At 61.9% G+C, this 25687-nt stretch carries 24 protein-coding genes; 17 read left to right on the top strand and 7 right to left on the bottom strand.

The features are described from left to right. Positions 1 to 2 precede the first annotated feature (2 nt). Positions 3 to 326 carry a ferredoxin FdxA gene (fdxA, locus tag BLS51_RS22850; RefSeq protein WP_090189412.1) on the bottom strand — a complete coding sequence of 108 codons (324 nt, stop codon included), beginning with the start codon at positions 324 to 326 and terminating at the stop codon, positions 3 to 5. A gap of 244 nt (positions 327 to 570) precedes the next feature. On the opposite strand from fdxA, the gene BLS51_RS22845 reads away from it, so the two are divergent. Beyond that, positions 571 to 852 carry a polyhydroxyalkanoic acid system family protein gene (locus BLS51_RS22845; RefSeq protein WP_090189414.1) on the top strand — a complete coding sequence of 94 codons (282 nt, stop codon included), beginning with the start codon at positions 571 to 573 and terminating at the stop codon, positions 850 to 852. A gap of 98 nt (positions 853 to 950) precedes the next feature. After that, positions 951 to 1736 carry a PEPxxWA-CTERM sorting domain-containing protein gene (locus BLS51_RS30355; protein ID WP_090189416.1) on the top strand — a complete coding sequence of 262 codons (786 nt, stop codon included), beginning with the start codon at positions 951 to 953 and terminating at the stop codon, positions 1734 to 1736. Between the two features lie 35 nt (positions 1737 to 1771). Here the strand turns inward: BLS51_RS30355 and BLS51_RS22835 are convergent, their stop codons facing one another. Continuing rightward, positions 1772 to 2023: an acyl-CoA-binding protein gene (locus BLS51_RS22835; protein ID WP_090189417.1), complete on the bottom strand. Its 252-nt coding sequence runs from the start codon at positions 2021 to 2023 to the stop codon at positions 1772 to 1774. Positions 2024 to 2194: 171 nt separating this feature from the next. Then, positions 2195 to 2512 carry an HU family DNA-binding protein gene (locus BLS51_RS22830; protein ID WP_255490429.1) on the bottom strand — a complete coding sequence of 106 codons (318 nt, stop codon included), beginning with the start codon at positions 2510 to 2512 and terminating at the stop codon, positions 2195 to 2197. 175 nt (positions 2513 to 2687) lie between these two features. On the opposite strand from BLS51_RS22830, the gene BLS51_RS22825 reads away from it, so the two are divergent. Continuing rightward, positions 2688 to 3470 (top strand): hypothetical protein, encoded by a 783-nt coding sequence (locus BLS51_RS22825; RefSeq protein WP_090189419.1) that lies wholly within the window; start codon positions 2688 to 2690, stop codon positions 3468 to 3470. Positions 3471 to 3479: 9 nt separating this feature from the next. Here the strand turns inward: BLS51_RS22825 and BLS51_RS22820 are convergent, their stop codons facing one another. Next, positions 3480 to 3836, bottom strand: coding sequence for an FKBP-type peptidyl-prolyl cis-trans isomerase (locus BLS51_RS22820; protein ID WP_090189421.1), 357 nt, complete (start codon positions 3834 to 3836; stop codon positions 3480 to 3482). A 127-nt stretch (positions 3837 to 3963) separates the two neighbouring features. On the opposite strand from BLS51_RS22820, the gene BLS51_RS22815 reads away from it, so the two are divergent. The 7 genes from BLS51_RS22815 to BLS51_RS22785 all read left to right on the top strand — a co-directional run bounded on the left by BLS51_RS22815 (position 3964) and on the right by BLS51_RS22785 (position 13018). Then, a complete protein-coding gene (locus BLS51_RS22815; protein WP_229207709.1) occupies positions 3964 to 4887 on the top strand; it encodes a YVTN family beta-propeller repeat protein in 924 nt (307 codons plus the stop codon). Further along, the gene (locus tag BLS51_RS22810) at positions 4887 to 5642 is read left to right on the top strand and encodes a polysaccharide deacetylase family protein (RefSeq protein ID WP_090189424.1); all 756 of its coding nucleotides are present in this window, start codon (positions 4887 to 4889) and stop codon (positions 5640 to 5642) included. Before BLS51_RS22815 ends, BLS51_RS22810 begins: the two co-directional genes overlap by 1 nt. Next, positions 5639 to 6631 (top strand): sterol desaturase family protein, encoded by a 993-nt coding sequence (locus BLS51_RS22805; protein WP_090189425.1) that lies wholly within the window; start codon positions 5639 to 5641, stop codon positions 6629 to 6631. Before BLS51_RS22810 ends, BLS51_RS22805 begins: the two co-directional genes overlap by 4 nt. Beyond that, on the top strand, positions 6631 to 7449 hold the full coding sequence (locus BLS51_RS22800) for an EI24 domain-containing protein (protein ID WP_090189427.1): 819 nt from the start codon (positions 6631 to 6633) through the stop codon (positions 7447 to 7449). Before BLS51_RS22805 ends, BLS51_RS22800 begins: the two co-directional genes overlap by 1 nt. Continuing rightward, on the top strand, positions 7446 to 8231 hold the full coding sequence (locus tag BLS51_RS22795; RefSeq protein WP_090189428.1) for a competence/damage-inducible protein A: 786 nt from the start codon (positions 7446 to 7448) through the stop codon (positions 8229 to 8231). The genes BLS51_RS22800 and BLS51_RS22795 overlap by 4 nt, the downstream gene beginning before the upstream one ends. 219 nt (positions 8232 to 8450) lie before the next feature. After that, complete coding sequence (locus tag BLS51_RS22790) at positions 8451 to 11579, top strand: transglycosylase domain-containing protein (RefSeq protein WP_090189430.1); 3129 nt, start codon at positions 8451 to 8453, stop codon at positions 11577 to 11579. Between the two features lie 104 nt (positions 11580 to 11683). Then, the gene (locus tag BLS51_RS22785) at positions 11684 to 13018 is read left to right on the top strand and encodes a TAXI family TRAP transporter solute-binding subunit (RefSeq protein ID WP_090189851.1); all 1335 of its coding nucleotides are present in this window, start codon (positions 11684 to 11686) and stop codon (positions 13016 to 13018) included. Between the two features lie 87 nt (positions 13019 to 13105). Here BLS51_RS22785 and BLS51_RS22780 read toward each other — a convergent pair whose 3' ends face one another. Further along, on the bottom strand, positions 13106 to 13564 hold the full coding sequence (locus BLS51_RS22780; protein WP_090189433.1) for a rhodanese-like domain-containing protein: 459 nt from the start codon (positions 13562 to 13564) through the stop codon (positions 13106 to 13108). A gap of 238 nt (positions 13565 to 13802) precedes the next feature. On the opposite strand from BLS51_RS22780, the gene glnA reads away from it, so the two are divergent. The 4 genes from glnA (at position 13803) to ntrC (ending at position 18514) form a co-directional block, all read left to right on the top strand. Further along, positions 13803 to 15218, top strand: a complete 1416-nt coding sequence (gene glnA / locus BLS51_RS22775) for a type I glutamate--ammonia ligase (protein WP_090189435.1) — start codon at positions 13803 to 13805, stop codon at positions 15216 to 15218. A 114-nt stretch (positions 15219 to 15332) separates the two neighbouring features. Beyond that, positions 15333 to 15827 (top strand): DUF4124 domain-containing protein, encoded by a 495-nt coding sequence (locus tag BLS51_RS22770; protein ID WP_229207710.1) that lies wholly within the window; start codon positions 15333 to 15335, stop codon positions 15825 to 15827. Further along, positions 15824 to 16936, top strand: coding sequence for a nitrogen regulation protein NR(II) (gene glnL, locus BLS51_RS22765; RefSeq protein ID WP_090189439.1), 1113 nt, complete (start codon positions 15824 to 15826; stop codon positions 16934 to 16936). Before BLS51_RS22770 ends, glnL begins: the two co-directional genes overlap by 4 nt. Before the next feature lie 63 nt (positions 16937 to 16999). After that, positions 17000 to 18514 (top strand): nitrogen regulation protein NR(I), encoded by a 1515-nt coding sequence (ntrC, locus tag BLS51_RS22760; RefSeq protein ID WP_090189441.1) that lies wholly within the window; start codon positions 17000 to 17002, stop codon positions 18512 to 18514. On the opposite strand, the gene BLS51_RS22755 is transcribed toward ntrC, so the two are convergent. Further along, positions 18511 to 19248, bottom strand: a complete 738-nt coding sequence (locus BLS51_RS22755; protein ID WP_090189443.1) for an SDR family oxidoreductase — start codon at positions 19246 to 19248, stop codon at positions 18511 to 18513. The genes ntrC and BLS51_RS22755 overlap by 4 nt on opposite strands. Before the next feature lie 93 nt (positions 19249 to 19341). Here BLS51_RS22755 and BLS51_RS22750 point away from each other — a divergent pair, with 93 nt between their 5' ends. Together BLS51_RS22750 and corA are read left to right on the top strand one after the other, a co-directional pair. Further along, positions 19342 to 20235 carry an AraC family transcriptional regulator gene (locus tag BLS51_RS22750; RefSeq protein WP_090189445.1) on the top strand — a complete coding sequence of 298 codons (894 nt, stop codon included), beginning with the start codon at positions 19342 to 19344 and terminating at the stop codon, positions 20233 to 20235. A 72-nt stretch (positions 20236 to 20307) separates the two neighbouring features. After that, on the top strand, positions 20308 to 21276 hold the full coding sequence (gene corA, locus BLS51_RS22745) for a magnesium/cobalt transporter CorA (protein ID WP_090189447.1): 969 nt from the start codon (positions 20308 to 20310) through the stop codon (positions 21274 to 21276). Positions 21277 to 21330: 54 nt separating this feature from the next. Here the strand turns inward: corA and BLS51_RS22740 are convergent, their stop codons facing one another. Next, entirely contained in the window at positions 21331 to 24006 is a 2676-nt protein-coding gene (locus tag BLS51_RS22740) for a TonB-dependent receptor (RefSeq protein WP_090189449.1), read from the bottom strand. 316 nt (positions 24007 to 24322) lie between these two features. Between BLS51_RS22740 and BLS51_RS22735 the strand changes: the two genes are divergently transcribed. After that, on the top strand, positions 24323 to 25681 hold the full coding sequence (locus BLS51_RS22735; protein WP_175472659.1) for a GAF domain-containing sensor histidine kinase: 1359 nt from the start codon (positions 24323 to 24325) through the stop codon (positions 25679 to 25681). The last annotated feature ends 6 nt before the right edge of the window (positions 25682 to 25687 follow it).

Genomic DNA, 25687 nt, shown 5'->3' with positions numbered 1-25687 from the left:
GCTTAGCGCGCCAGCAGTTGCAGTTTTTCTTTGACGTCCTTGAACTGTTCGGCATCCGGCAGGGGAGCGACAGTCTTGGTGATCGAAGGCCATTTGCGTGCCAAATCAACGTTGATCTTGATGAACTGCTGTTGGTCGCCTGGGACGTCTTCTTCAGCATAGATGGCGTTAACCGGGCACTCGGCCACGCAGACGGCGCAGTCGATGCACTCGTCCGGATCGATGGCGAGGAAGTTCGGGCCTTGGCGGAAACAATCTACCGGGCAAACATCGACGCAGTCCGTGTAACGGCAGGCGATGCAAGATTCGGTGACAACGTGGGTCATAACAGTCCTATCAATGTTGGTGTGCTAGCGGCGTCGGCGGGCGGGGCAGTGCCTGGCTAACCTCGGCAAAGCACTACATTTTAAGGTAATTCGCTATTTCTCACAAATTGCGCTTATATACAATACATATAAGCAAATACGTTTGAGGAACGCGACATATATCGGCGCGCCCTTTGCACACTGGCGCCGCGTGCAGGCAGCTGGCATCATGGCGCCTTTGTTTATTCAGAGCAGGGGGATCCGCATGGCGGACATCAACATCGTCCAGCAACATACGCTGGCGCCGGAGCAGGCCCGCGCGGCCGCGCAACAAGTGGCCGATAAACTGGCCGAACAATTCGACCTGGCGTGCCGCTGGGACGGCGACGTGCTGCGTTTCGAGCGCAATGGCGTCAATGGCGCGCTGACCTTGCAGCCGAATCAGGCGCAGATCCAGATCGCGCTGGGCTTCCCGATCAGCATGATGGCCAGCCAGGTGGAGGCCAAGGTGAGTGAAAAGATGCGTAAACTGTTTGCTGCAATTTAGTTGCTAAATATTAATTATTGTTGTTTAATGAAAAAATAAATTGCAATTTAGGAATGCATCGGTATAATACTTGAATATCTTCAATTTAAGGATTCCCCATGCGTTCCATGATTGCCATTTCCGCCGTTGTTGCAGCTGCTTTTGCCGTGCCGGCTTCGGCCGCCGTGATCGACCTGTCCACGCTGAACCTGGCTGGCAGCGCGAAAATCGTGGGCAATTCGCTGCAGCTGACCAACACCAATGGTCCATCGAATGCGTCGGGCGTGTCCGGCGCCGGCTGGCTGACCCAGGGCGTATCGACCGCCACGTCGTTCAGCACCAGCTTTGCTTTCTCGCTGCAGGGTAACGACTCGGGCAAGATGGCGGACGGTATCGCTCTGGCCTTCCAGAATGTCGGCACCAATGTAACCGGCGTCGGCGGCGGCGATGTGGGCTACTGGAATATCGGCGGCTCGGGTTCGAGCGCGGTGGGTTCGATCATCCGTTCGTGGACCCACAATGAATACGGCCTGAGCACCAACGGCACGGTGCAGGCTGACCTGACGCCGGCCGCGTTCAACCTGGGCGCGTCCAACAATGTGACTGGCACCCAGACCGTCAGCTACAACGCCACCACGCATGAGCTGACCATGACCGGCACGCTGACCGATGGTAAAACCGGCCTGACCTACAACATCAGCGACGCTGCCATCGTCGACCTGAGCCAGAAATTCGGCAGCACCATGTATGTCGGTTTCACCGGCGGCGTCGCCGGCACCGACGCTGACCAGCGCATCACCTCGTTCAGCCTGATTTCGGCCGTGCCGGAACCGGAAACCTACGCAATGATGCTGGCCGGTCTTGGCCTGGTCGGCTTCGCCGCACGCCGCAAGAAAAAGCAGTAAGCAAAAGTAAAAAGGCCCGCAAGGGCCTTTTTTTATCACTTCAAATCTTCGATCAGATCGATGTACAGCTGTTTGGCTTCGTCCTGGCTTTTGCCTTTCAGCTCGGCCCAGGCATCGTACTTGGCGCGGCCGACGAAGTCGGTCATGCCTGGACGCTCACCGGTCGCATCGCCGGCCGACGCCTGCTTGAACAGGGCGTAGATCTTCAGCAGCGTCATGTTGTCCGGGCGTTCCGGCAGATTCTTCGAGTCCGCCTGGGCTTGTTCAAACTGTTCTTGCAAACTCATACCGCGCTCCTTGCTGTGATTGATGGGATAGACGCGCCATCATAACCGCAGCTGCGGCAAATCCCGCTAGAGGGCGTGCTCCAAAAGAGAACGGCGGCCATGCCGGGATGTACCCGCATGAGCCGCCGTCGCCGGTGCCCTCCCGGGCACTCGGTGAAAACTCCGGAAGAATTACTTCTTCTTCGTCGGGTTGACTGCCGATTTCAGCGTGGCGCCAGCCGAGAATTTCGGGGTTTTCGACGCTGCGATCTTGATCGCTTCGCCGGTTGCAGGATTGCGGCCTTTACGTGCAGCGCGTTTGGCTACGGAGAAGGTGCCGAAGCCGGTGATGCCTACCGAGTCGCCTTTTTTCAGACGCTCAGTGATGATGGCGATCAGCGTGTTTACTGCGCCGTTGGCGGCAGCAGCGGACAGCTCGGTGCGTTTCGCAAATTCTGCAATCAGTTCGCCTTTTTTCATTACTACCTCCTTGGTTATTGGAGCGCGCAGATTAGCATAAATATTGTTAAAAGTAATGGTTTCCTTATGAAGCGAGCCTTGTATTTGCTGAGCCGCTGCGCCGCAATGTAACTAAAGCCTTGTATTTAAAGGGCTTACACGTTTTCTGCAAAGCCGCATTCGTTACAAAAAAGGTTTATGATGGAATGCGTAAAGGACGGGGAACATGAGCTTTTCAGACGAGACACTGATAGCGTATGCCGATGGCGAACTGGACGAAGTGACCCGTCTGGCGGTCGAATCCGCGATGCGCCACGACAGCAGCCTGACGCGCCGCGTGGCGCGGCTGCGTGCCGCGCGCGATGAAGGTGTTTATGCCGATCAGCACAATCCGTCCGCGATGCGCGCGCGTCAGGGCGCCAATGTGGTGCAGCTGGCCACGGTGCGGGCGCAACGGCTGGCGCAGCAGCAGGCCTTGCGCAGGGCGGCGACGCGGCGCCACTGGGGCTGGCTGGAGTGGAGCGCGCTGGCGCTGGTCATGGTGCTGGGTTTGGCCGCCGGCAAGTTCGGTCTGGCCAAGTGGCAGCCGGGCTGGTTTGGCGACAGCACGCCACCGCCGACCGAAGTGATCAGCCGCAATGGCTTGCTGTTGGCGCAGGGAAGGCTGGCCGCCTCCCTGAGTCAGCAACTGGGCGGCGCGGCGGCGCAAGCTGATAATGATGTGCGCGTCGGCCTGAGCTTCTTATCCAATGAGGGAACGTATTGCCGCAGCTTCACGCTGGTGGGGATCACGCAGGATCTGGTGGGATTGGCGTGCCGCGCCAACGATGAGTGGCGGGTGCCGGTGCTGGCGCAGAACGCGCGGCCGCTGGCGACCATGGGTGCGCATCGCATGGCAGGCACCGAGATGCCGACGGCGGTGCTGGAAGCGATCGACCAGCGCATCGTCGGCGGCATGCTCGACACGCGAGCAGAATTAGAAGCGCTGCGCAGAAACTGGCAGCGCTAGGCCGGGTGCTTAAACGCCCAGCAGTTCGACGTCAAAGATCAGCGTGGCGTTTGGTGGAATCACGCCGCCGGCGCCGCGTGCGCCGTAGCCCAGGTCCGCTGGAATAATCAGCTGGCGGGTGCCGCCGATCTTCATGCCTTGTACGCCTTCGTCCCAGCCGCGGATGACCATGCCGGCGCCCAGGGCGAACTCGAATGGATCGTTACGGTCTTTGCTCGAATCGAATTTAGGGCCTTTGCTGCCGTCGTCGTTACGCAGCCAGCCGGTGTAGTGAACGGTGACGTTCTGGCCGGCTTTGGCTTCAGCGCCTTCGCCTTCGTTCAGTTCGATGTATTGCAGGCCCGATGGAGTGGTGATGGTGGACATGATCTTCCTTTCATTAGAAACAGGCCAGAATTGTAGCAGGGCATAGGCTTTGCACGTAAAATGCGGTTTTGCCTTGATAGCGATCCTCTACATGTTACGCAGTTTCGTTTTTTCGTGTGTTTGCGCCATGGCTGCCATCGGCAACGCGCAAGCGAATGTGGTGGTGGTGCTGAATTCGCGCGACGCCACCGTGCAACTGCTGGACCAGGCCACTTACAAGGAATTGTCGACCATCCCGGTCGGCAAGGAGCCGCACCACCTGATGGCGACGCCGGACAACAAATCGCTGATCGTCGCCAGCTCGGTTGGCAATGAGCTGATCTTCCTCGATCCGAAAACCGGCCAGCCGCAGCGCACGCTGAAGAACATTCCCGACCCGTACCAGATTGGTTTTTCGCCCGACCAGAAGTGGTTTGTATCGAACTCGCTGCGCCTGCACCGCGTCGACCTGTACAAATATGACGGCGCCAACCTGACGCTGGCCAAGCGCCTGCCGCTGCCCAAGCTGCCCAGCCACATGGCCTTCAACGCCGCCAGTAACATGGTGTTCATCACCCAGCAGGGCAGCGATCAAGTCAGCGCCATCGACCTGAGCACGCAGACGGTCAAGTGGACCATCCCGGTGGGCAAGCTGCCTGCCGGTATCGTCATGACGCCGGATGACAAGTATCTGCTGGTCGGCATCATGGGCGGCGATTACGTTGAAGTGATCGACTGGAAAACGCAGAAGACCGTCAAGCGCATCAAGACAGGGCAGGGCGCGCACAACTTCCGCTCCGCCGGCGATGGCCGCTATACCTATGTGTCGAACCGTGTTTCCAATTCGATTAACATCATTGATCAGAAGACATTGGAAAACGTCGGCCAGATCAATGTGCCAGGCGGCCCGGATTGCATGGAAGTGAGCGATGACGGCAAGACCATGTGGGTGACGCTGCGCTGGATCAAGAAGGTGGCGGTGATCGACCTGAAGACCCGCAAGGTCATCAAGACCATACCGGTCGGCCGCTCGCCGCACGGCGTGTTCTTCTTCAATTCCGCGCAACGCTGATGAAACGCGCCGCCGCCTTGACCATGATGGCGCTGGCGGCAGCGCCGAGCGCGCAGGCCGCCTGCAAAGGCACCATCTATCTGACCTTTGATACCGGTAGCCAGTCGCAGGCCGAACTGATCGCCGACACGCTGAAGCGCCACCAGATCAAGGCCACCTTCTTCCTCGCCAACGAGAAAACCGTGCGTGGCGATTATTCGCTCGATCCGTCGTGGGCCGCCTACTGGAAGGCGCGCGTGGCGGAAGGCCATGCAATCGGCACGCACACCTGGGACCATGCAGTGTTCGTGCGCGATGGCGCCGACGGCAAGGTGGTGGTCAAGCCCGGCTTCGGCCCGCAGGCCGGCAAGCAGGTCAGCTGGACGCCGCAACAATATTGCGAGCAGCTGAAGCGGGTCGACCAGCGCTTCCTGGAACTGACTGGCAAGCCGCTCGATCCCTTGTGGCGGGCGCCGGCCGGCCGTACCTCGACGCGGCTGCTGGAGATCGGCAAGGCTTGCGGCTACGCGCATGCAGGCTGGGCGCCGGCCGGTTTCTCCGGTGACGAGTTGCCGAGCGCCGCGTATCCGAATACGGTACTTTTGCAAAAGATGTTGCGCGACCTGCGCGGCGGCGATATCGTCTTGATGCATATGGGTATCTGGTCGCGCAAGGATGCTTGGGCGCCAGCGAATCTTGAACCTCTGATTAACGGCCTGGCGCAGCAAGGCATGTGTTTTGCCACGCTGCGCGAGCATCCTGACTATAAAAAATGATAGAAACTCTGTCCGACTGGCTGGGCCTGGCCCAGGGCTGGTTGTTTGAAACCGCGATCCAGCCGCTGGTGTTCCAGCTGGGCTTCGGCGAACACGTCGAGGACGCGTTCGAGGGCACCGAATGGCTGCTGATCGGCATGCTGGAACTGGCGCTGCTGTTCCTGGTGCTGCGGCCACTGGAGTCGCTGATTCCGGCGCAGCAGATCACCGACCGCCGCGCGCGCTGGAATGACTTCCTCTACACGGTGCTGCACCGCATCGGCATCTTCTCGCTGCTGATCTTCTTCACGCTTGATCCGCTGATGGACGCCATCGCCGGCTGGCTGCGGTTTGAAAGCTTCCAGCCGCTGAACCTGGAATCGCTGTGGCCCGGCATCGGGCCGCTGGCCGCGTTTGCCGTGTATTTCGTGGTGCTGGATTTCTGCGATTACTGGTATCACCGCGCCTCGCACAAGTTCAACTGGTGGTGGGCGCTGCATGGCCTGCACCACAGCCAGCAGAATATGAACCTGTGGAGCGATGACCGCAACCACGTGCTGGACGACCTGCTGCGCGATGTCTATATGGGCGTGATCGCGCTGTGCATCGGCGTTGAGCCGGCGCAATATGTGCTGCTGGTGTCGGTGTCGCGCATCCTGCAAAGCCTGCAGCATGCGAATGTGCGCATCCACTTCGGCTGGCTGGGCGAGCGGTTGCTGGTGTCGCCGCGCTATCACCGCATGCATCACGCGATTGGCGTCGGCCATGAAAACGGCGATGGCAAACTGGGCGGCTGCAATTTCGCCGTGCTGCTACCGGTGTGGGACATCATCTTCCGCACCGCGAACTTTACGCCGCGCTTTGTCGCCACCGGCATCCGCGACCAGTTGCCGCGCAGCGATGCGCATGGCCGCGCCGCGCCGGGTCGCGAATATGGTGAAGGTTTCTGGTCGCAGCAACTGCTGGGCCTCAAGCGCATGGTGGAATTTGCGCGCAAGGATGTGGTCTGATGGGCGCCGTACTCCGCGCGTGGAGCCGCGCTTTCCTGTCGCAATGGCATGGCAAGATGCTGTTGATGAGCATCGCTCCCTTCCTGCTGGCGCTGGGCGTCTGGGCGGCGGCCTTGTATTTTTACTTGCAACCGTTGGTCGATTATCTACACGCGCTGTTCACCGAACATAACCTGTTCGCCACCAGCACCAGCTGGCTGCGCAGCCTCGGCCTGGGCACGCTGACGTCGGTGGTGCCGCCGCTGATCGCCATGCTGGCGCTGCTGCCGTTGATGATACTGACTGCGCTGATTTTCATCGGCGTGGTGGCGATGCCGGTGATCGGCCGCCACGTCGGCCTGCGCCACTTCCCTCAGCTGGAGCAGCGCAAGGGCGGCTCCATCCTCGGCAGCGTCGGCGTGGCGCTGGGCGGCATGCTGATTTTCATCGGCCTGTGGATCGTCACGCTGCCGCTGTATGCCTTCCCGCCGCTGGCGGTGCTGGTGCAGGCGTTGCTGTGGGGCTGGCTGACCTGCCGCGTGATGGTGTACGACGTGCTGGCCGATTACGCCAGCAGCGAGGAGCGGCACCAGATCCTCAAGCAGCACCGTTTGCGGCTGCTGGCGATAGGCGTCATTTCCGGCGCGGCCGGCGCGCTGCCGGGCGCGATCTGGCTGGGCGGCGTGATGGCGGTGGTGTTCTTCCCCTTCCTGGCGGCGGCGTCGATCTGGCTGTACGTACTGATTTTTATCTTCACCGGCCTGTGGTTCGCGTACTATTGCATGGATGCGCTGGCGCAGTTGCGGGCGCAGCAAGAAATAACCAAGGAGTTGGCATGACTATCGGACTCATCATTATTGGCGACGAAATCCTGTCGGGCCGGCGGGTCGATCAGCACTTCCCGAAAGTGGTGCAGATGCTGGCGGCGCGCGGCCTGCAGCTGACCTGGGCCGAGGTCCTGCCGGATGATCCGGAGCGTATCACCAATACGCTGAAGCGCACCTTCGCCAGCGACGACATCGTGTTCTGCTGCGGCGGCATCGGCGCCACGCCGGACGACCACACGCGCCAGGCAGCGGCCGACGCGCTGGGCCTGCCGCTGGTGCTGCACGCGCAGGGCAAGGTCAATATCCAGCAGCGCATCGTGCAAATGGCGCAGGAAGCCGGCCAGAGCGCCGACCTGAATTCCGCCGAAAACCTGCATCGCCTCAAAATGGCCGAATTCGCCGAAGGCGCGGCGCTGATTCCCAACCCGTACAACAACATCGCCGGCTTTGCGCTGCGCAAGCACTACTTCGTGCCGGGCTTTCCGGTGATGGCCTGGCCGATGCTGGAGTGGGTGCTGGACAACCACTACGCCGACCTGTTCAACCGCGAACCGCGCCTGGAGGAATCGGTGCTGGTGTACGAGGCGGCTGAATCGGCGCTGACGCCGCTGATGGTGGCGCTGGAGCAGCAGTACCCGCGCGTCAAGGTGTTCAGCCTGCCGAACGTGGGCGATGCCAGCACGCGCCGGCATATCGAGCTGGGCGTCAAAGGCGAACCGGTACAGACGGCGACTGCCTTCATTCAATTGTGCGACGAATTGCGCAAGCTTAATGTAGAGTTCAAGCTGACCTAGTCCGCTTTGTGACGGTCGCATGACACGGCGCTCCTGCTTCAGGTAGAGCGCCGTTGTTTTTTTGCGAAAAACAAACGGCGTCATACAATTATTGTGCGTTGGCGCCGGTCAGCATCGCTCTGATGTGGTGCAATGGAAGCTAGCAAGATTGACTGAAACATCGTGATGCTCCCTCCTAATACTCCTGAAGCAACCGAAGACCACCTGGCGCAAGCGCAGATGGACCCGCCATCCCCACCACCGCCGGAAGAGGGCGCGCCAAAGAAAAGCAAGCGCTCACGCAATGCCTTGCTATTGGTGTTGTTGGTGGGCGTCTCCTTTGCCGCCTACTGGGGCTATCGCGAAACGTTGAACTCGACGATGCAAGCCGCCGTCTTCAGCGACCTGGCCAGCAAGATGACCTATCGCATGGAGAAGGGACCGAGCAAATCGATCCGCTTCCCGCACGACAGTCCGTATGACGAGCGGCTAGGCTATGCCGGCCTGCCGGACTATATCGGCAAGCTGAGCCAGCGCGACTACCAGGTCACGGCGCAGGCGCGCATTTCGCCGAAGATGGCTGACCTGATCGACATGGGCGTGTTTGCCACCTATCGCGAGAAGACCAAGACCGGCCTGACGATCTATGACTGCCGCGCGCAGGAACTGTTTGCCGCCAGCTATCCGGAGCGCATCTACAACCGCTTCGAGCAGGCGCCAATCGCGCTGGTCAACAGTCTGCTGTTCATCGAGAACCGCGAGCTGCTGGACAACACCTATCCGAAGCGCAATCCGGCGGTGGAATGGGACCGGCTGGCCAAGGCGGTGCTGGAAAAGAGCGTCAGCGCCGTGGCTGGCGGCCATCGCGCGGCTGGCGGCAGCACGCTGGCGACACAGATTGAGAAGTACCGCCATTCGCCGGAAGGCCGCACCGGCTCGATGACCGACAAGCTGCAGCAGATGGTGTCGGCGACGATGCGTGCCTATATGGACGGCCCGGACACCACCAAGGCGCGCCGCCGCGTCGTGCTGGAATACCTGAACACCGTGCCGCTGTCGGCCAAGCCGGGCTATGGCGAGGTGAATGGTCTGGGCGATGGCATGTGGGTGTGGTACGGCCGTCCGTTCGACGACGTCAACCAGCGTTTGACCGGCAAGCTGGATAAGCCGGACGCGGAAACCGCGCTGGTGTTCAAGGAGGCGCTGAGCCTGATGATCGCGCAGCGCCGCCCGAGCTATTATCTGGGTGATGGCACTGCCGACCTGGAAGTGCTGGCCAACAGCCACTTGCGCATCCTCGCTGCCGACGGCGCCATCACGCCGGCGCTGCGCGACATGGCGCTGAAACAGGTGCTGCATCCGGCGACCGGCAACGGCCTGCAATCGGCGCCGGCGCAAACCTTTGTCAGCCGCAAGGCCACCAACGCGATCCGCAACCACCTGGCGAATCTGCTGGGTGACAACCGCATGTACAACCTGGACCGCCTCGACCTGAGCGTGGTCAGCACGCTGGACGCGCAGGCGCAGTTTGCCGTCACGCAGGTGCTGCAAGACCTGCATGATCCGGAGAAGGCCAAGGCCGCCGGCCTGACCGGCAAGGGCATGCTGGGCAATGGCGATCCGGCCAAGGTGGTGTACAGCTTCACCTTGCTGGAGAAGGGCGAGCAGAACAACCTGCTGCGCCTGCAGACCGACAACTTCGACCAGCCGCTGGACATCAACGAAGGCGCCAAGCTGGATCTGGGCTCGACCGCCAAGCTGCGCACGCTGATTTCCTACCTGGACATCATGGACCAGCTGCACAAGAAATACGGCGCCATGGACAACGCGGCGCTGTCGCAGGTCAAGGTGGACCCGCAGGACAAGCTGTCGGCATGGGCGCTGGAATACTTCAAGGGCCTGCCTGTCGACAAGCGCGACCTGACGGCGATGCTGCACGCGGCGATGGAACGCAGGTATTCAGGCAATCCGGGCGAGGGCTTCTTCACCGGCGGCGGGCTGCATTACTTCGGCAACTTCTCCAAGGAAGACAACGCGAAGATCCTGACCGTGACCGAAGCGCTGCGGCGCTCGACCAACCTGGTGTTCGTGCGCTTGATGCGTGACGTCGCCAAGTACTATATGTTCCAGTCGCCCGGCTCGTCGGCATCGCTGCTGGCGGATGCGGATGATCCGCGCCGCGCCGGCTACCTGGCGCGCTTCGCCGACAAGGAAGGCAAGGAATTCCTGGCGCGCTTCTACGCCAAGTACAAGGGCAAGCCTCAGAACGAGCTGGACAAGATCCTGCTGGCGAATATCCGCAGCACGCCGGTGCGGCTGGCGGTGATACACCGCACCGTTTATCCGCTGGCGACGCCGGCGCAGTTTGCCGCCTTCCTGAAGGACAACCTGCCGTCGCAGAACGAGGTATCGGACGAGCGCGTGGCCAAGCTGTACGATCAGTACGCGATCGGCAACTGGTCGCTGGCCGACCGTGGCTACCTGGCCAGCGTGCACCCGCTGGAACTGTGGATGGCGGCCTATCTGCGCCTGCATCCTGGCGCGACCTTGAGCGAGATGACCAAGGCCAGCGAACAGGAACGCCAGGATGTGTACCAGTGGCTGTTCAAGACGCACCGCAAGCACGCGCAGGATCGCCGTATCGCCGGCCTGATCGAGGTGGAAGGCTTCATGGAAATCCACAAGCAGTGGAAAAAGATGGGCTATCCGTTTGAATCGCTGGTGCCGTCATATGCGACCACGCTGGGCGCTTCGGCTGACCGGCCGGCATCGCTGGCAGAGATGATGGGGATCGTCGTCAACGGCGGCGTGCGCAAGAGTTCGCAGCGCGTGACGTCGCTGCACTTCGCCAAGGGCACGCCGTACGAGACGCTGGTGACCAAGGCGCCACCGACCACCAATGAGCAGGTGCTGGCGCCGGAAGTGGCGCAGGTGGTGGCGGAGGCGATTCGTGGCGTGGTGTCGGATGGTACGGCCAAGCGGGTCAAGGGCGCGTTTGTCGATGCAAATGGCGTCATCATTCCGGTTGGTGGCAAGACCGGCACGGGCGATCAGCGTTTTGATGTGTATGGCGCTGGCGGCCGCCTGATCGAGTCGCGCTATGTGAACCGGTCGGCGACGTTTGTGTTCAACATTGGCGGGCGTTTCTTTGGTTCGATGACCGCCTATGTGCACGGGCCGGAATCGAAGAACTATGACTTCACCAGCGCGCTGCCGGTGCAACTGCTGGTGGTGCTGGCGCCGCATCTGATGCCGCTGATCGAACCGAACGCCGTCCCGAAACCTGGTGCAACGCCGCCGGTGGTGGCGTTGCAGGCCGGCGGCGCGGCCCCGGCAGCGGCAAAACCGTTGCCAGCCTGCGGCGGCTAACTTTACGCCACGCGGCGGAGGCGTGCTCCGCCGCCGCGTGCGCCCCTTGCATAGTTTCATAATTATTGGCAATGTATCAGCCCATGAAACCACTGCGCCACCATATGACCAAGATCCTCAAGTTCACCCAGTTTTCGGTGAAAGACCTGATCATCGCCGCCGCGCCGACGGTGTTGACCATCGTTGGCGTCTGCCTGCTGGCCTATTGGCTGGTGGACCCGGCGCCGCCGCGCACGGTGCGCCTGGGCAGCGGACAGGAAAACTCCGCCTACGAGGAATTCGGCAAGAAATACGCCGCCGCGCTGGCCAAGCATGGCGTCAAGGTGACGCTGGTGCCATCCGCCGGCTCCAGCGAAAACCTGCGCAATCTGAAGGAAGGCAAGGTTGATATCGCCTTCGTGCAAAGCGGCTCCACCAACGAGGAAGCGGCCGAGCGTGAAGGCCTGTCCTCGCTGGGCAGCCTGTTTGTCGAGCCGCTGTGGCTGTTCCTGCGCGAAGAGAAGGGCAAGCCGCCGATCACCAAGCTGACCGACTTGCGCGGCAAGAAAATCAACTACGGCCCGAAAGGCGCCGGTTCGCCGCGCCTGTTCCGCCAGATCCTCGAACTGAACGGCGTGGAGAAGGGCGAGGTCGAACGCTATTCGCTGGCCAACACGCCAGCCACGGTGGAGCTGCTGGAAGGCCGCATCGACGGCCTGGTGTTCACCTCGGCGCCGGAAGCGCCGCTGATCCAGATGCTGCTGCAAACGCCGGGCATCAAGCTGTTCGACTTCAACCAGGCGGAGGCCTACTCGCGCAAGCTGCCTTTCCTCACGCATGTGATGCTGCCGCAGGGCATCGTCGACCTGGGCCGCAACCTGCCGGCCGAGGATTACAACCTGATCGCGCCGACCGCCACGCTGGTCGGCCGCGAAGACCTGCATCCGGCGCTGGTGGATTTGTTTGTGCAAGCGGCGTCCGGCATTCATGGTGGCGCTGGCTGGTTCCAGCAGCAGGGCCAGTTCCCGTCTGCGAAGTACACGGAGATCCCGGTCGATCCGGAAGCAGCCAAGTACTACAAGAGCGGTCCGCCATTCCTGCAGCGCTACATGACCTTCTGGCTGGCGAATTTCTTCGACCGCATGTGGGTGCTGGTGGTGGCGCTGGGTGCGCTGATCCTGCCGCTGTCGAAGGTAGTGCCGCCGCTGTACGTGTGGCGCATCCGCTCGCGCGTGTACAAGTGGTACGGCCAGTTGCGCGCGGTAGAGCAGAAGGTGGAAGAGGCGCCGGAAGCGACGCGCATGCAAGTCTACGAAGAGCAGCTCAAGCGGCTCAACGAGATCGAAGAACTGGTCAACCAGGTATCGATCCCGCTATCGTTCGCCGACGGCCTGTACGGCTTGCGCAGCCACATCCAGTTCGTCCGCAAGCGCATCCTGTTCCTGATGGGCGAAGCCTAAAACCGGGGTCAGTTCTGCCAAACGTACACGGGCTCAACTGCGCAGCAGTTGAGCCCGTGTACGTTTGGCAGAACTGACCCCGGTTTTTCAGGCGCCGATCCAGGGGAGGTTGGCGTGGCACCAGCCGTTGATGTTTTTGCGGTGCCCCTTGTCGTCCTTTTCGCCTTCGAAGCCTTCGAGGATGTCGTAGCAGTGCTGGTAGCCGTGCTCGGTCGCCAGCTTGGCTGCACCACGCGAGCGCACGCCGGAACGGCACAGGAACAAAATCACCTGGTCCTTGCGCGCCACACCATTCAATTGCTCGATGAATTCGTGGTTGGCGTTGCCGCCAGGATAAGTGTTCCACTGCACCGCACCATGTTGGGCCTCAGGTATCGCCACCCGGCCGACCCAGTCGCGCTCGGCATTCGTGCGCACGTCAACCAGCTTGATGCCGTTTTCCGCCCCCAGTAACTCATATGCCTCGGCCGGCGTCACCGCACCGGCATAGGGCCAATCCTTGCTGCGGCTACGGGCAAGGGCGAGGATCTCATCTATTTTGCTCATAAGGTTTTCCGGTGATGGGTTTGAGTTTATTATATGGCGTCCGCGTAAGCCCGTGACCCCGATGCACCAAAACCATGCGTCTTTCAGAAATTATCCCAAAATGCACTCACAAGGTGCAAAATGCAGGAGTCGCACTAAAACAGTGCGTGATTACTCTGCGCTCCATGCGGTTCGGGCTGGCACGGTTACTGCTTATTTAGGTCTCACGAGTTCCACATATTCCCTTTAGGAGATACGCATGGCAATTACGGCCGCAGAAGTTTTGAAAATGGTCCAGGAAAACGAAGTCAAATTCGTTGATTTCCGTTTCGCAGATACCCGTGGTAAAGAACAGCACGTCACCGTGCCAGTGTCGGCTTTCGACATCGACAAGTTCGAATCGGGTCACGCGTTTGACGGTTCCTCGATCGCCGGCTGGAAAGGCATTGAAGCATCCGACATGATCCTGCTGCCGGACCCAAACACCGCGCGCATCGACCCGTTCATGGAAGAAACCACGCTGTTCATGCAGTGCGACGTCATCGAGCCAGCTGACGGCAAGGGCTATGACCGCGATCCACGCTCCATCGCCAAGCGCGCTGAAGCCTACCTGAAAGCCTCGGGCATCGGCGATACCGCCTACTTCGGCCCGGAACCAGAATTCTTCATCTTCGACAGCGTGCGCTGGAAGATCGATATGTCCGGCTGCTTCGTCAAAGTGGACTCCGACGAGGCGTCGTGGTCGACCGACAAGGAAATCGAAGGCGGCAACAGCGGCCACCGTCCAACCGTCAAGGGCGGCTACTTCCCGGTGCCACCAGTGGACAGCTTCCAGGACATGCGTTCGGAAATGTGCCTGATCCTGGAATCGCTGGGCATCCCGGTTGAAGTGCACCACCACGAAGTGGCTGGCGCCGGCCAGAACGAAATCGGCACCAAGTTCTCGACCCTGGTTGAGCGCGCCGACTGGACCCAGAACCTGAAGTACGTGGTGTGGAACGTGGCCCACAGCTACGGCAAAACCGCTACCTTCATGCCAAAACCTATCGTTGGCGACAACGGTTCGGGCATGCACGTGCACCAGTCGATCTGGAAAGACGGCAAAAACCTGTTCGCTGGCGACGGCTATGCCGGCCTGTCGGAAGAAGCGCTGTACTACATCGGCGGCATCATCAAGCACGCCAAGGCGCTGAACGCGATCACCAACCCAGGCACCAACTCGTACAAACGCCTGGTGCCAGGCTACGAAGCACCAGTGAAACTGGCGTACTCGGCGAAAAACCGTTCGGCTTCGATCCGTATTCCACACGTGGCCAATCCTAAAGGCCGCCGTATCGAAACCCGCTTCCCGGACCCACTGGCGAACGTGTACCTGTGCTTCGCTGCGCTGCTGATGGCCGGCCTGGACGGTATCCAGAACAAGATCCACCCAGGCGAAGCAGCGTCGAAAGACCTGTACCACCTGCCGCCGGAAGAAGATGCACTGATCCCGACCGTGTGCGCTTCGCTGGAAGAAGCACTGGACAACCTGAACAAGGACCGCGCGTTCCTGACCCGTGGCGGCGTGTTCACCGACTCCATGATCGACGCTTACATCGAACTGAAAATGCAGGACGTCCAGCGCATGCGCATGACGACTCACCCTGCCGAGTTCGACATGTACTACTCGCTGTAATCACCTGTTGGTGAGGTAGCAAGCAACGCGGGGCGAGCAGAGCTTTCCCCGCGTTTTTATTTGGATGCTGTATATTCGTGAGGGATGTTTTTGACCACGGATCTACGAATGACAATGAGTTTGAAACTGACGCTGTTGCTGGCGTTGCCGGCGCTGCTGGCCTCGGCCACAGCGGCGCATGGGCAGATTTACAAGTGCACCACACCCAGCGGCAGCAAGGAGCTGACCAATTTCAAGGTCGGTCCGCACTGTGAGTTGATGGATGTGCCGGGCGGGATTCCGGCGCCGCCGCGCCGTGTCGGACCGGCTCGCGGCGCGCAGCCGGCTGCTGCTGCCGAAGCGACTCCCGGCGCCTTCCCGCGCGTCGACAGCGCCGAGCAGAAGGCGCGCGACGCCGACCGCCGCGCCATCCTTGAAGAAGAGCTGAAGGCGGAGATGCAAAAGCTGAGCGAGCTGCGCCGTGAATTCAACGGCGGCGAGCCGGAACGACGTGGCGATGAACGCAATTACGCGAAGTATCAGGAGCGGGTGGCGGGGCTGCGCGACAGCATCGGCCGCTCGGAGAAAAATGTCGATGCCTTGAAACGTGAGATCGCGAATATCCGATGAGTATTGTGAGTAATATCGCGGCCCGCGCGGCCGCCGCTATCAACCGTCCGCCATCGCTGGCGGGCCTGGAGCTGCTGGCGTCGGCCGTGGTGCTGGTCGATGCCGAAGGCAAGATCGCCTACGCCAACGCTGCCGCCGAGAACCTGCTGGAAAGCTCGCTGAAGGCGCTGTCGCGTCAGACACTGAGCGCGCAGTTCGTCAACCCGGACGAGCTGGACCACATCTGCGCGCAGGCGCGCGAACATAAATTCTCCGACCTGCGCCAGGACCTGACGCTGGAACGCGCTGGCCGCGAGCCGCTGCATGTGCATAGCATGGTGTCGGCGGTGGAGGAGCCGTCCGGCGGCGTGCTGATCGAGCTGCGCGAAAACCAGCAGCACCTGAAGCTGGACCGCGAGGAGCGCATCCTCGACCAGAGCCAGGTCAACAAGGAGCTGATCCGCAACCTGGCGCACGAGATCAAGAACCCGCTGGGCGGCATCCGTGGCGCCGCCCAGCTGCTGGAGATGGAACTGCCGGGCGCGCACGCGGTACAGCTGCGCGAGTACACGCAGGTCATCATCAAGGAAGCCGACCGCCTGCAAACACTGGTGGACCGGCTGCTGGCGCCGCACCGCCGGCCGCACATCGTTGGCGACGTCAACATCCACGAGGTGCTGGAGCGCGTGCGCAGCCTGATGCTGGCCGAGTTCCCGTCCGGCCTGACCATTTTGCGCGACTACGACGCTTCCATCCCCGAATTCCGTGGCGACAAGGAACAGCTGATCCAGACCGTACTGAACATCGCCCACAACGCCGCCCAAGCCTTGTCGGCGCAGATCGAAGCCGGCGAGGCACAGATTGTTTTGAAGACGCGGGTAGCGCGCCAGGTCACGCTGGCCAAGGTCAGGTACGGGCTGGCATTAGACTTGCATATCATTGACAATGGACCGGGTATCGCACCCCAGATCCGCGACCGCATCTTCTACCCGCTGGTATCGGGCAGGGAAGGCGGCAGCGGCCTGGGGCTGACCTTGGCACAGACCTTCGTGCAACAGCACATGGGCGTGATCGAGTGCGAGAGCCGGCCTGGATGTACGGATTTCCGTATTTTGCTGCCGCTGCCATAAGCCGTGGCGGGCATTGCGGACCGTGTCCCTTGATTGACGATCCTCGCGGAAACCACACAACACATGAAGCCAATCTGGATAGTAGACGACGACGAATCGATCCGCTGGGTACTGGAAAAAGCATTGGCCCGGGAAAACCTGGCCACCAAGAGTTTTGCCAATGCGCGCGACGCCATCGCGGCGCTGGAGTACGAGACGCCGCAGGTGCTGGTGTCCGACATCCGCATGCCGGGCGATTCCGGCCTGGACCTGCTGCAACTGGTGAAGTCACGCTTCCCCGGCCTGCCGGTCATCATCATCACCGCCTTCTCCGACCTGGACTCCGCTGTCGCGGCCTTCCAGGGCGGCGCCTTTGAATACCTGGCCAAGCCGTTTGATATCGACAAGGCCGTTGAGCTGATCCGCCGCGCGCTGGACGAAAGCCTGCGCGAAACCAGCGTTGAATCCGGGCCGGCCGAAACGCCGGAAATCCTCGGCCAGGCGCCGGCGATGCAGGAAGTCTTTCGCGCGATCGGTCGCCTCTCTCAATCGAACGTGACGGTGCTGATCACCGGCGAATCCGGTTCCGGCAAGGAACTGGTGGCACGCGCGCTGCACAAGCATTCGCCGCGCGCGGCGCAGCCCTTCATCGCGCTGAACACGGCGGCGATCCCGAAGGACTTGCTTGAATCCGAACTGTTCGGCCACGAGCGCGGCGCCTTCACCGGCGCGCAGACCACGCGCCGCGGCCGTTTCGAGCAGGCCGAGAACGGCACGCTGTTCCTCGACGAAATCGGCGACATGCCGTTTGACTTGCAAACGCGCCTGCTGCGCGTGCTGTCGGACGGCCATTTCTACCGCGTCGGCGGCCACCAGCCCTTGAAAGCCAATGTGCGCGTGATTACCGCCACGCACCAGAACCTGGAGCAGCGTGTACGCGACGGCTTGTTCCGTGAGGACTTGTTCCACCGCCTGAATGTGATCCGCCTGCGCCTGCCCAGTTTGAGGGAGCGCCGCGAGGACATCCCTATTTTGGTGCGTCACTTCCTGGTGCAGAGCGCCAAGCAGCTGGGTGTCGAAGCCAAGCGCATGAGCGACGCCGCCTTGCAGTTCCTGTGCAGCCTGGAATTGCCGGGCAATGTGCGCCAGCTGGAGAACCTGTGCAACTGGATCACGGTGATGGCACCGGGGCAGACGGTGGAGATCAAGGACCTGCCGCTGGAGTTGTCGCAGGAACAGGCAGGCAGCGCGTCAGCGGCAGCGGCAGCGCCTTCGACGCCGGCATCGGGCGAAAGCTACAGCACGCAACAACATCACGGCACTGTCACCCCGGTGGCGGGCGCCAATGGCCATGGCGCCGCCGGTTTGCCGGACGCGTGGCTGGGATTGCTGGAAATGCAGGCCGCCAGCATGCTCAGCGGCGGCCAGCAGGAAGTGATGGCGGTGCTGGGCCGGCAGTTCGAATCGGCGCTGATCCGTACTGCGCTGAAGCACACGCATGGCCGCAAGAACGACGCGGCGGTGCGCCTGGGCATCGGCCGCAACACCATCACCCGCAAGATCGCCGAACTCGGCATCGACGGCGCCAAGGACGACTAGTCCGGCATCAACGCCACCGCATCGGCTCCCGCTGCAATCCGCAGCGGCGCAGCCGCATCGGTGGCGGCGCGCCATACCGCTTCCGCCACGTCGCCCGCTTCGGTGACGGCCTCGGTGGATTGCGCCCATCCTGCAAAGATACTCTGCGTCAGCTCGGCATAGGCTTGGTGCGTTTGCAGGCGCTCCCGCGCGTTCGCACCGAAGCTGGTGGATGGCGCGCGTCCCGGCAGCACCAAGTGCGCACGCACATCGAACGCCGCCAATTCCAGCGCCAGCGATTCCGTGAACGCATTCACCGCCGCCTTGCTGCCGGTGTACACCGACAACAATGGCAGCGACTTCAAGGTCACGCTGGACGTCACGTTGATGACCACGCCGGCGCGACGCTGGCGGAACTGCGGCAGCAGCGCCTGCGTCATGGCGATGGTGCCAAACACATTGGTTTCGAACACTTCGCGCACGGTTGCCATATCGACGCTTTCCAGCGCGCCCAGTGCGCCGATGCCGGCATTGTTGACCAGTACGTCAATCGGCCCGGCTGCCGCGACCAGGCGCGCGATGCTGTCGGCGTCGGCTACATCCAGCGGCAACATGCGCAGGCGTGGCGAAGCCGGCAGCAGATCAGCGCGCGGCACGCGCATGGTGGCAATGACGTTCCAGTCACGCTCAAGGAAATGGCGCGCGGTTTCCAGGCCGAAGCCCGACGAACAGCCGGTAATCAAAATGGTTTTCATGGAAGCTCCTTCAGTTGAGTACTGACACTGTAGTCCGATGATGCTGGACTTGCTACAATCGATAGTCCATGTTTCGTTAGCAGGAGTCCGGAGATGATCGATCCATTGGCGGAGGTCGTGACCTTGTTGCAGCCGCGCGCCCGCTACTCCAAGGTGGTCAGCGGTGCGGGCGCCTGGCGCGTGCGGCGCTCGCATGCGGGGCAGCCGTTTTATTGCGTGGTGCTGGAAGGCGTCAGCCAGCTGACCGTCGGCGGCCAGGAACCGTTGCCGCTGCGGCAGGGGGATTTTGTGCTGATCCCCGAGTCGCACGAGTTTGCGATGACCAGCCTGCAACCGCCGCCGGACACCGCCGCCGATGCGCCACCGCTGGCGCTGGCTGACGGCGCCTTCCGGCTGGGCACGGACGAAGGGCCGGCCGAAACAGTCTTGCTGGTCGGGCACTGTGCATTCGATTCGCCGGATGCCGCCTTGCTGGTGTCGTTGCTGCCGCAACTGATCCATATTCGTGGCGAGCAGCGGCTGGCCACACTGGTGCAGCTGGTGCGCGATGAATCGCGGGCGCAACGGCCAGGGCGTGAGCTGGTGCTGTCGCATCTGCTGGAAGTGCTGCTGATTGAAGCGCTGCGCTCGGGCGCCGGTACTGCCGCCTCGCCGGGTTTGCTGCGCGGGCTGGCCGATGAGCGGCTGGCGTTGGCGCTGCGGCGCATGCACGAGGACTCGGCGCGGCCGTGGACCGTGGCGCAACTGGCCAGCGAAGCGGCGTTGTCGCGCTCGGCCTTCTTCGAGCGCTTCAGCAGCGCGGTCGGCGTGGCGCCGATGGCTTATCTGCTGCGCTGGCGCATGGCGCGCGCCAAGCTGCTGCTGCGGCAGTGCGGCACGGTCGCCGAGGTGGCGCAACAGGTCGGCTATGGTTCCGCCAGCGCCTTCAGCGTGGCGTTCACCCGCCACGTTGGCGTGCCGCCCACACGCTATCTGGCACACGCTTAAGCAAGTATTGTTGCGCTTGAGGTAAGCTCTGGGCTATTCAAGCCCAGGGCTTTTCTTTTTTATGGATGACGTATGCTGATTAATTGTGTGGCCTACCAGGATGGTAAGAAAATGGCCGACATACCGGTGGAAGATATTAGCGACTATCTGGAGAAACCGGAGACGTTTGTCTGGGTGGCGCTGCGCGACGCCCTGCCCGAAGAGCTGGCGACCATGCAGCACGAGTTCGGCCTGCATGAACTGGCGGTCGAGGATGCCAGCCGCGGCCATCAGCGGCCGAAGATCGAGGAGTATGGTGATTCGCTGTTCGTGGTGGTGAAGACCATCGAGTGCCATGATGGTGAGGTGGCGGTCGGCGAGGTGGATATCTTCGTCGGCCAGAACTATGTGCTGTCGTCGCGCGATGGCGAAAGCCAGCACGGCTTCCAGAGCGTGCGGGCGCGCGCCGAGAAGGAGCCGCATATGCTGCGCCTCGGCCCGGCGTTCGTGCTGTACGCGTTGATGGATACGGTGGTCGATCGCTATTTCCCGGTGCTGGACATGCTGGAAACCGAGCTGGAAAAAATCGAGGAACTGATTTTCACGCAGGGCCGCCAGCGCGACAATATCCAGCGCCTGTATGAGCTGAAGGGCAAGGTGACCACGGTGCGCCATGTGGTGGCGCCGCTGATGGAGGCGGTGGGGCGGCTGCACGGCGGCCGGGTGCCGTCGATGTGCCAGGAGACGCAGGAATACTTCCGCGATGTGCACGACCACCTGCACCGCATCAGTTCATCGCTGGACGGCATCCGCGACACGATTGCCACGGCGATCCAGGTCAACCTGTCGATGACGGCGATCGAGGAAAGTGAAGTCAACAAGCGGCTGGCGGCATGGGCGGCGATCTTTGCGATCGTCACCGCGTTTGCCGGGCTGTGGGGCATGAATTTCAAATACATGCCGGAGCTGGACTGGAAGTTCGGCTATCCGATGGCGATCTGCATCATGGTTGGCGTCTGCCTGTACCTGCACCGGCGCTTCAAGAAAGCCGGCTGGCTATAGACGAAAAAATCCCCGGCTGCGCAGAGCGTGGCCGGGGATTTTCAAATCAACTTCTTAGAAGTCGTAGGTTGCGCGCACGTACATGGTACGGCCCAGTGGATCGGTGAAGCGCGGATCGTAGCCAGCCTGGAAAGTGGTGGTCTGGTACGACAGTGGCGGTTTGCGATCGAACAGGTTGCGCACGCCGGCGGTCAGGGTCAGGCCTGGCAGTGCTTTCCACGAACCATAGCCATCCCAGGTGGTGTACGACGGCACATGGTTGTCCGGGTCCTGGTCCACATAGCCCGACTTGTAGTGACCGGTCATGCCGGCAGCCACATCGCCCTTGGACCAGCCCAGGTTCAGCGTGTGCTGCCAACGGAACACTGGCAGGTCGCCCGAGTACACGCCTACGCGCTGGTGCATCTCGTCGCCGATGAAGTTCTGATACTCATACTTGTGCACCCAGGTGCTCGAGTAGTTCATCGTGAAGTTGCCGTAGTCCTTGGTGCGCATGCGGTAGCTGGCCGACAGGTCGACACCGTTGGTGTTCATGTCGCCCAGATTCTGCGTACGCAGGTCCAGGTAGCCGCAGGTGATCGGGTTCGGGCACTGGGTACCGTCGGTCGACAGGTTACCGCCGACGTTGCGGTGGTAGTAATCGGCGAAGGTGACCGGATCAGCCAGCACGTCGGTATCGGTCAGGATGCCGATCTGGTTGGTCAGGCGGATGGTCCACCAGTCGGCGCTCAGCGACAGGTTGTTGACCGGTTCCCACATCACACCGATGGTGCCGTTTTTCGACTTCTCAGGGCTCAGGTTTTTGTTACCGCCGTTCATCACCTGGAACTGCTGGTCGCAGTTCGACGACGATGGCTTGCCTGGCGCCGGGGTGCCGCCTGGGCAGTTGATCGGATCGTTGCCTTGCGACGAGTTGGTGTACGAGGTGGCCGAGTTGATCTCATACAGCGACGGTGCGCGGAAGCCTTTCGAGTACGAACCGCGGAACAGCAGCGAGTTCACCGGACGGAAGGTGAAGCCGAACTTCGGATTGGTGGTGTGGCCGAAGTCGTTGTAACGGTCATAACGCACGGCGGCGGTGACGTCCAGGTTCTTCAGCAGCGGCACGTTCAGTTCCGAGTAGAACGCCGACACGCTGCGCGAGCCTTCGTTCAGGGTGTTCGGGTCGAGGCCGGTCGACGAGGCTACCTTGGCGGCGAACTCGCTGTTGGCGGCATCAAGGAACTTCTGGTGCTCGTACTGGGCGCCAACCGCAATTGCCGATTGGTGGCCGGTGTTCAGCCAGTCGCCGATTTCACGGCTCAGTTTCAGGTCGGCGCCCTTGTTGGTGCCTTTCGAGTTGCGCTGGTTACCGGCCAGCGTGGCGCCTTGCAGCAGCGCGGCGCCGGCGGCGCTCTGCTCGCCGAATGCATTGATCACGCCGTTCAGAATGCCTTGCGAGATGATGTTGTCATCATCGTAGCCGGACAGGTTCTGGGTGACCTTGTTTTCGTTGTAGCTGACGGCTGCATCGTAATCCCAGCCCCATACCACGCCTTTCAGCGATACCACGGCACGGTTCTGCTTGTTGATGTTTTCATCGGCGCGCGGGCCGGCCACCAGGTTACGCCACTTGGCGGTCACGAAGCCAGGCTGCACGCCAGGCACGGCTGCGGCAACCTCGTCCATGTAGGTCGGGTCCAGGCCGGCGGCGGTCGGGAAGTACGGGTTGGCGGTGCCGTCCGGGCGCAGGCGGTTGATGTACAGGCCGCCGTGTGGCACTGGTGCGATCTGGGTTTCAACCTTGCTCTTGGTCGACAGCAGTTCGATGCCCAGTTCGTGGTTTTCGCTCAGCTTGAAGGTACCCTTGATCAGGCCGGTGGTGCGTTCGCTCTTCGGCAGGTAATCGACGAAGGACGAGGTGGTCATCTGGCATTGACCATCCTTGCCAGGCACCAGGTAGGCTGCGGTGCAGCCAGGACCGTTCGGGTTGCCTGCCAGAGAACCTTGCGCCCAGTTGGCCGGGTAGGTGGTCGGCGACAGGCCGCCTGGATAGCGGGTGTTGAAGTCACGCTGGGTGCCGCCCAGGCGGTTTTGCTGCTGGCGATCCACCACGGCAAAAATGTTGAAGCCTTGCTTGTCCAGGTCGCCCCAGCCATAGCTGGCGTTGAAGTTGCTCGACTCGCCGCCTTGTTTCTCGGCGCTGTCGGCGCCCACGGTCACGGAGCCGCCCTGGTAGTCTTTCTTGGTGATGAAGTTGATCACGCCGCCGACCGCGTCGGAACCGTACAGCGCCGAGGCGCCGTCACGCAGCACTTCAACGCGCTCCAGCGCGGCGAATGGGATCATGTTCAGGTCGGGAGCCGAACCGTCGATGGCGTTGTTGGCCAGGCGGCGGCCGTTCAGCAGCACCAGAGTCTTGTTGGCGCCGATACCGCGCAGGTCGGCGAACGAAGCGCCGCCGGTGCTCAGTCCGACCGACTGGCTGGTGCCGGTCGAGGCTTGCGATACGCTCAGGTTGGCCATCACTTGCTCAACAGTGGTGATACCTTCCTTTTTCAGGTCGGCCATTTTCACCACGGTGACTGGCACGGCGGTTTCAGCGTCGATACGCTTGATTGCCGAACCGGTAATTTCAACGCGCTGCATAGGCGCGGTATCCTGGGCCAGTGCCGGTTGTGCCAGCATCAGCGCGGCGCCGCTGGCGAACATCACGCGCAGCGAACGCGACAAAACAGTTTCCATCATCATTGATCAACTCCTTGGGGTGTTACGTATGACTTTGTTATTCGAAGTACCACTACGAATAATCTCGTTACGGGATTATTCCGTGGCGGCCATCAGACCATTCGCCGCCTTGGCAGGTCAATTAGGGTTCTGTAACAACTTTGAAATAAACAACACTAAATGCGGTTTTTAGCAAAATTTACGAGTTTTTTACACATTTATACAAAGTTTCAACCGGATTATGGCTAAGCTGTGTTAGCTACTGACCGAATATTCATCTAAGTTAAGCCAGATAAAAAACGTTACAATGGCTGCAGACTTAGCGACCTGGAGCCAGGCAATGAGCGAGCAACATGGGGAGGCGCCGCTGTTCGACGCGGCAGATGGACGGACCTTGGCCGAAGCGGCCCTGAGGTCGATCACCGCGTCGACGGCGCGGGCGCGCGGCGACGACTTTCTGCGGATACTGGTACGCGACCTGGCGCAGGCGCTGGACGTCGCCTACGTCATCGCCGGCCGGGTGATTGCGATGGCGGACGGCGAGGGCATCCGCACGCTGGCGGTGTGGGGCGGCACCGACTACGCGCCCAATATGGAATACAGTCTGCGCCACACGCCGTGCCAGGACGTCACCGAGCAATGTATGTGCTTCCATGCCAGCGGCATCCAGGCCGACTATCCGGACGACACGCTGCTGGTCGAGATGCGCGCCGAGAGTTATATCGGCATGCCGATGATCGACACCGAAGGGCAGACGCTGGGCATCCTGTCGGCGATCGACACCAAGCCTATCTCCGAGGACAAGCGTCTGCTGGCGCTGTCGCTGCTGTCGATCTTTGCCGCGCGCGGCGCTGCCGAGCTGCAGCACCAGGATCGCGAACAGCAGCTGGAGGCCAAGGTGCAACGCCGCACCGATGCCTTGCTGGCGGCGCAGGCCACGCTGGTGGAACAGGAAAAGATGGTGGCGCTGGGCGCGCTGGTGGCGGGCGTCGCGCACGAGGTCAATACGCCGATCGGTGTGGCGGTGACGGCGGCGTCCACCATGGCCAGCTATGCGGAGGACCTGGTCAAATGCGTCAGCGCCGAGCGCGTCAGCCGCTCGGAGTTGCTGGCGATGGCGCAGCGCCTGTCCGAGGGCGCGCAACTGATCGAGCGCAATCTGGCGCGCGCGGCCGACCTGATCGGCAACTTCAAGCAGCTGGCGGTGGACCAGGGCAGCGTGCACGAAACGGAGGTGGCGCTGCGCGAGCATGCGCTGAGCGTGGTGTCGGCGCATGGGCCGGAGTTGCGCAAGGTGGGGCTGGCGGTGCAGGTCGACATCGCGCCCGAGCTGCGCACGCGGCTGGACGCCGGGCGCTGGTCGCAGGTGTTGTCGAACCTGTTGATGAATGCCGCCAAGCACGGTTATCCGGATGGCGGTCCCGGCAAGGTGACGCTGGCGGCGCGCCTGGCGCTGGAAGGCGGCATGCGCTGGCTGCTGCTGGAGTTTGCCGACGATGGCGTCGGCCTGACCGGCGAAGTGCGCGAGCGCCTATTCGAACCCTTCTTCACCACCAAGCGCGGGCAGGGCGGTTCCGGGCTGGGCATGCACATCGTCTACACCATTGTGCACCAGATGGGCGGCCAGGTGGCGGTGGCCGCCAGCGAGCCCGGCAGCGCCGGCTGCCGCCTCAAGCTGCGCCTCCCCGTCCGCGACTAAAACCGG

The organism is Duganella sp. OV510, assembly GCF_900100205.1.
Lineage (GTDB): Bacteria > Pseudomonadota > Gammaproteobacteria > Burkholderiales > Burkholderiaceae_D > Rugamonas.
This window is presented reverse-complemented; position numbering and strand designations above follow the sequence as displayed.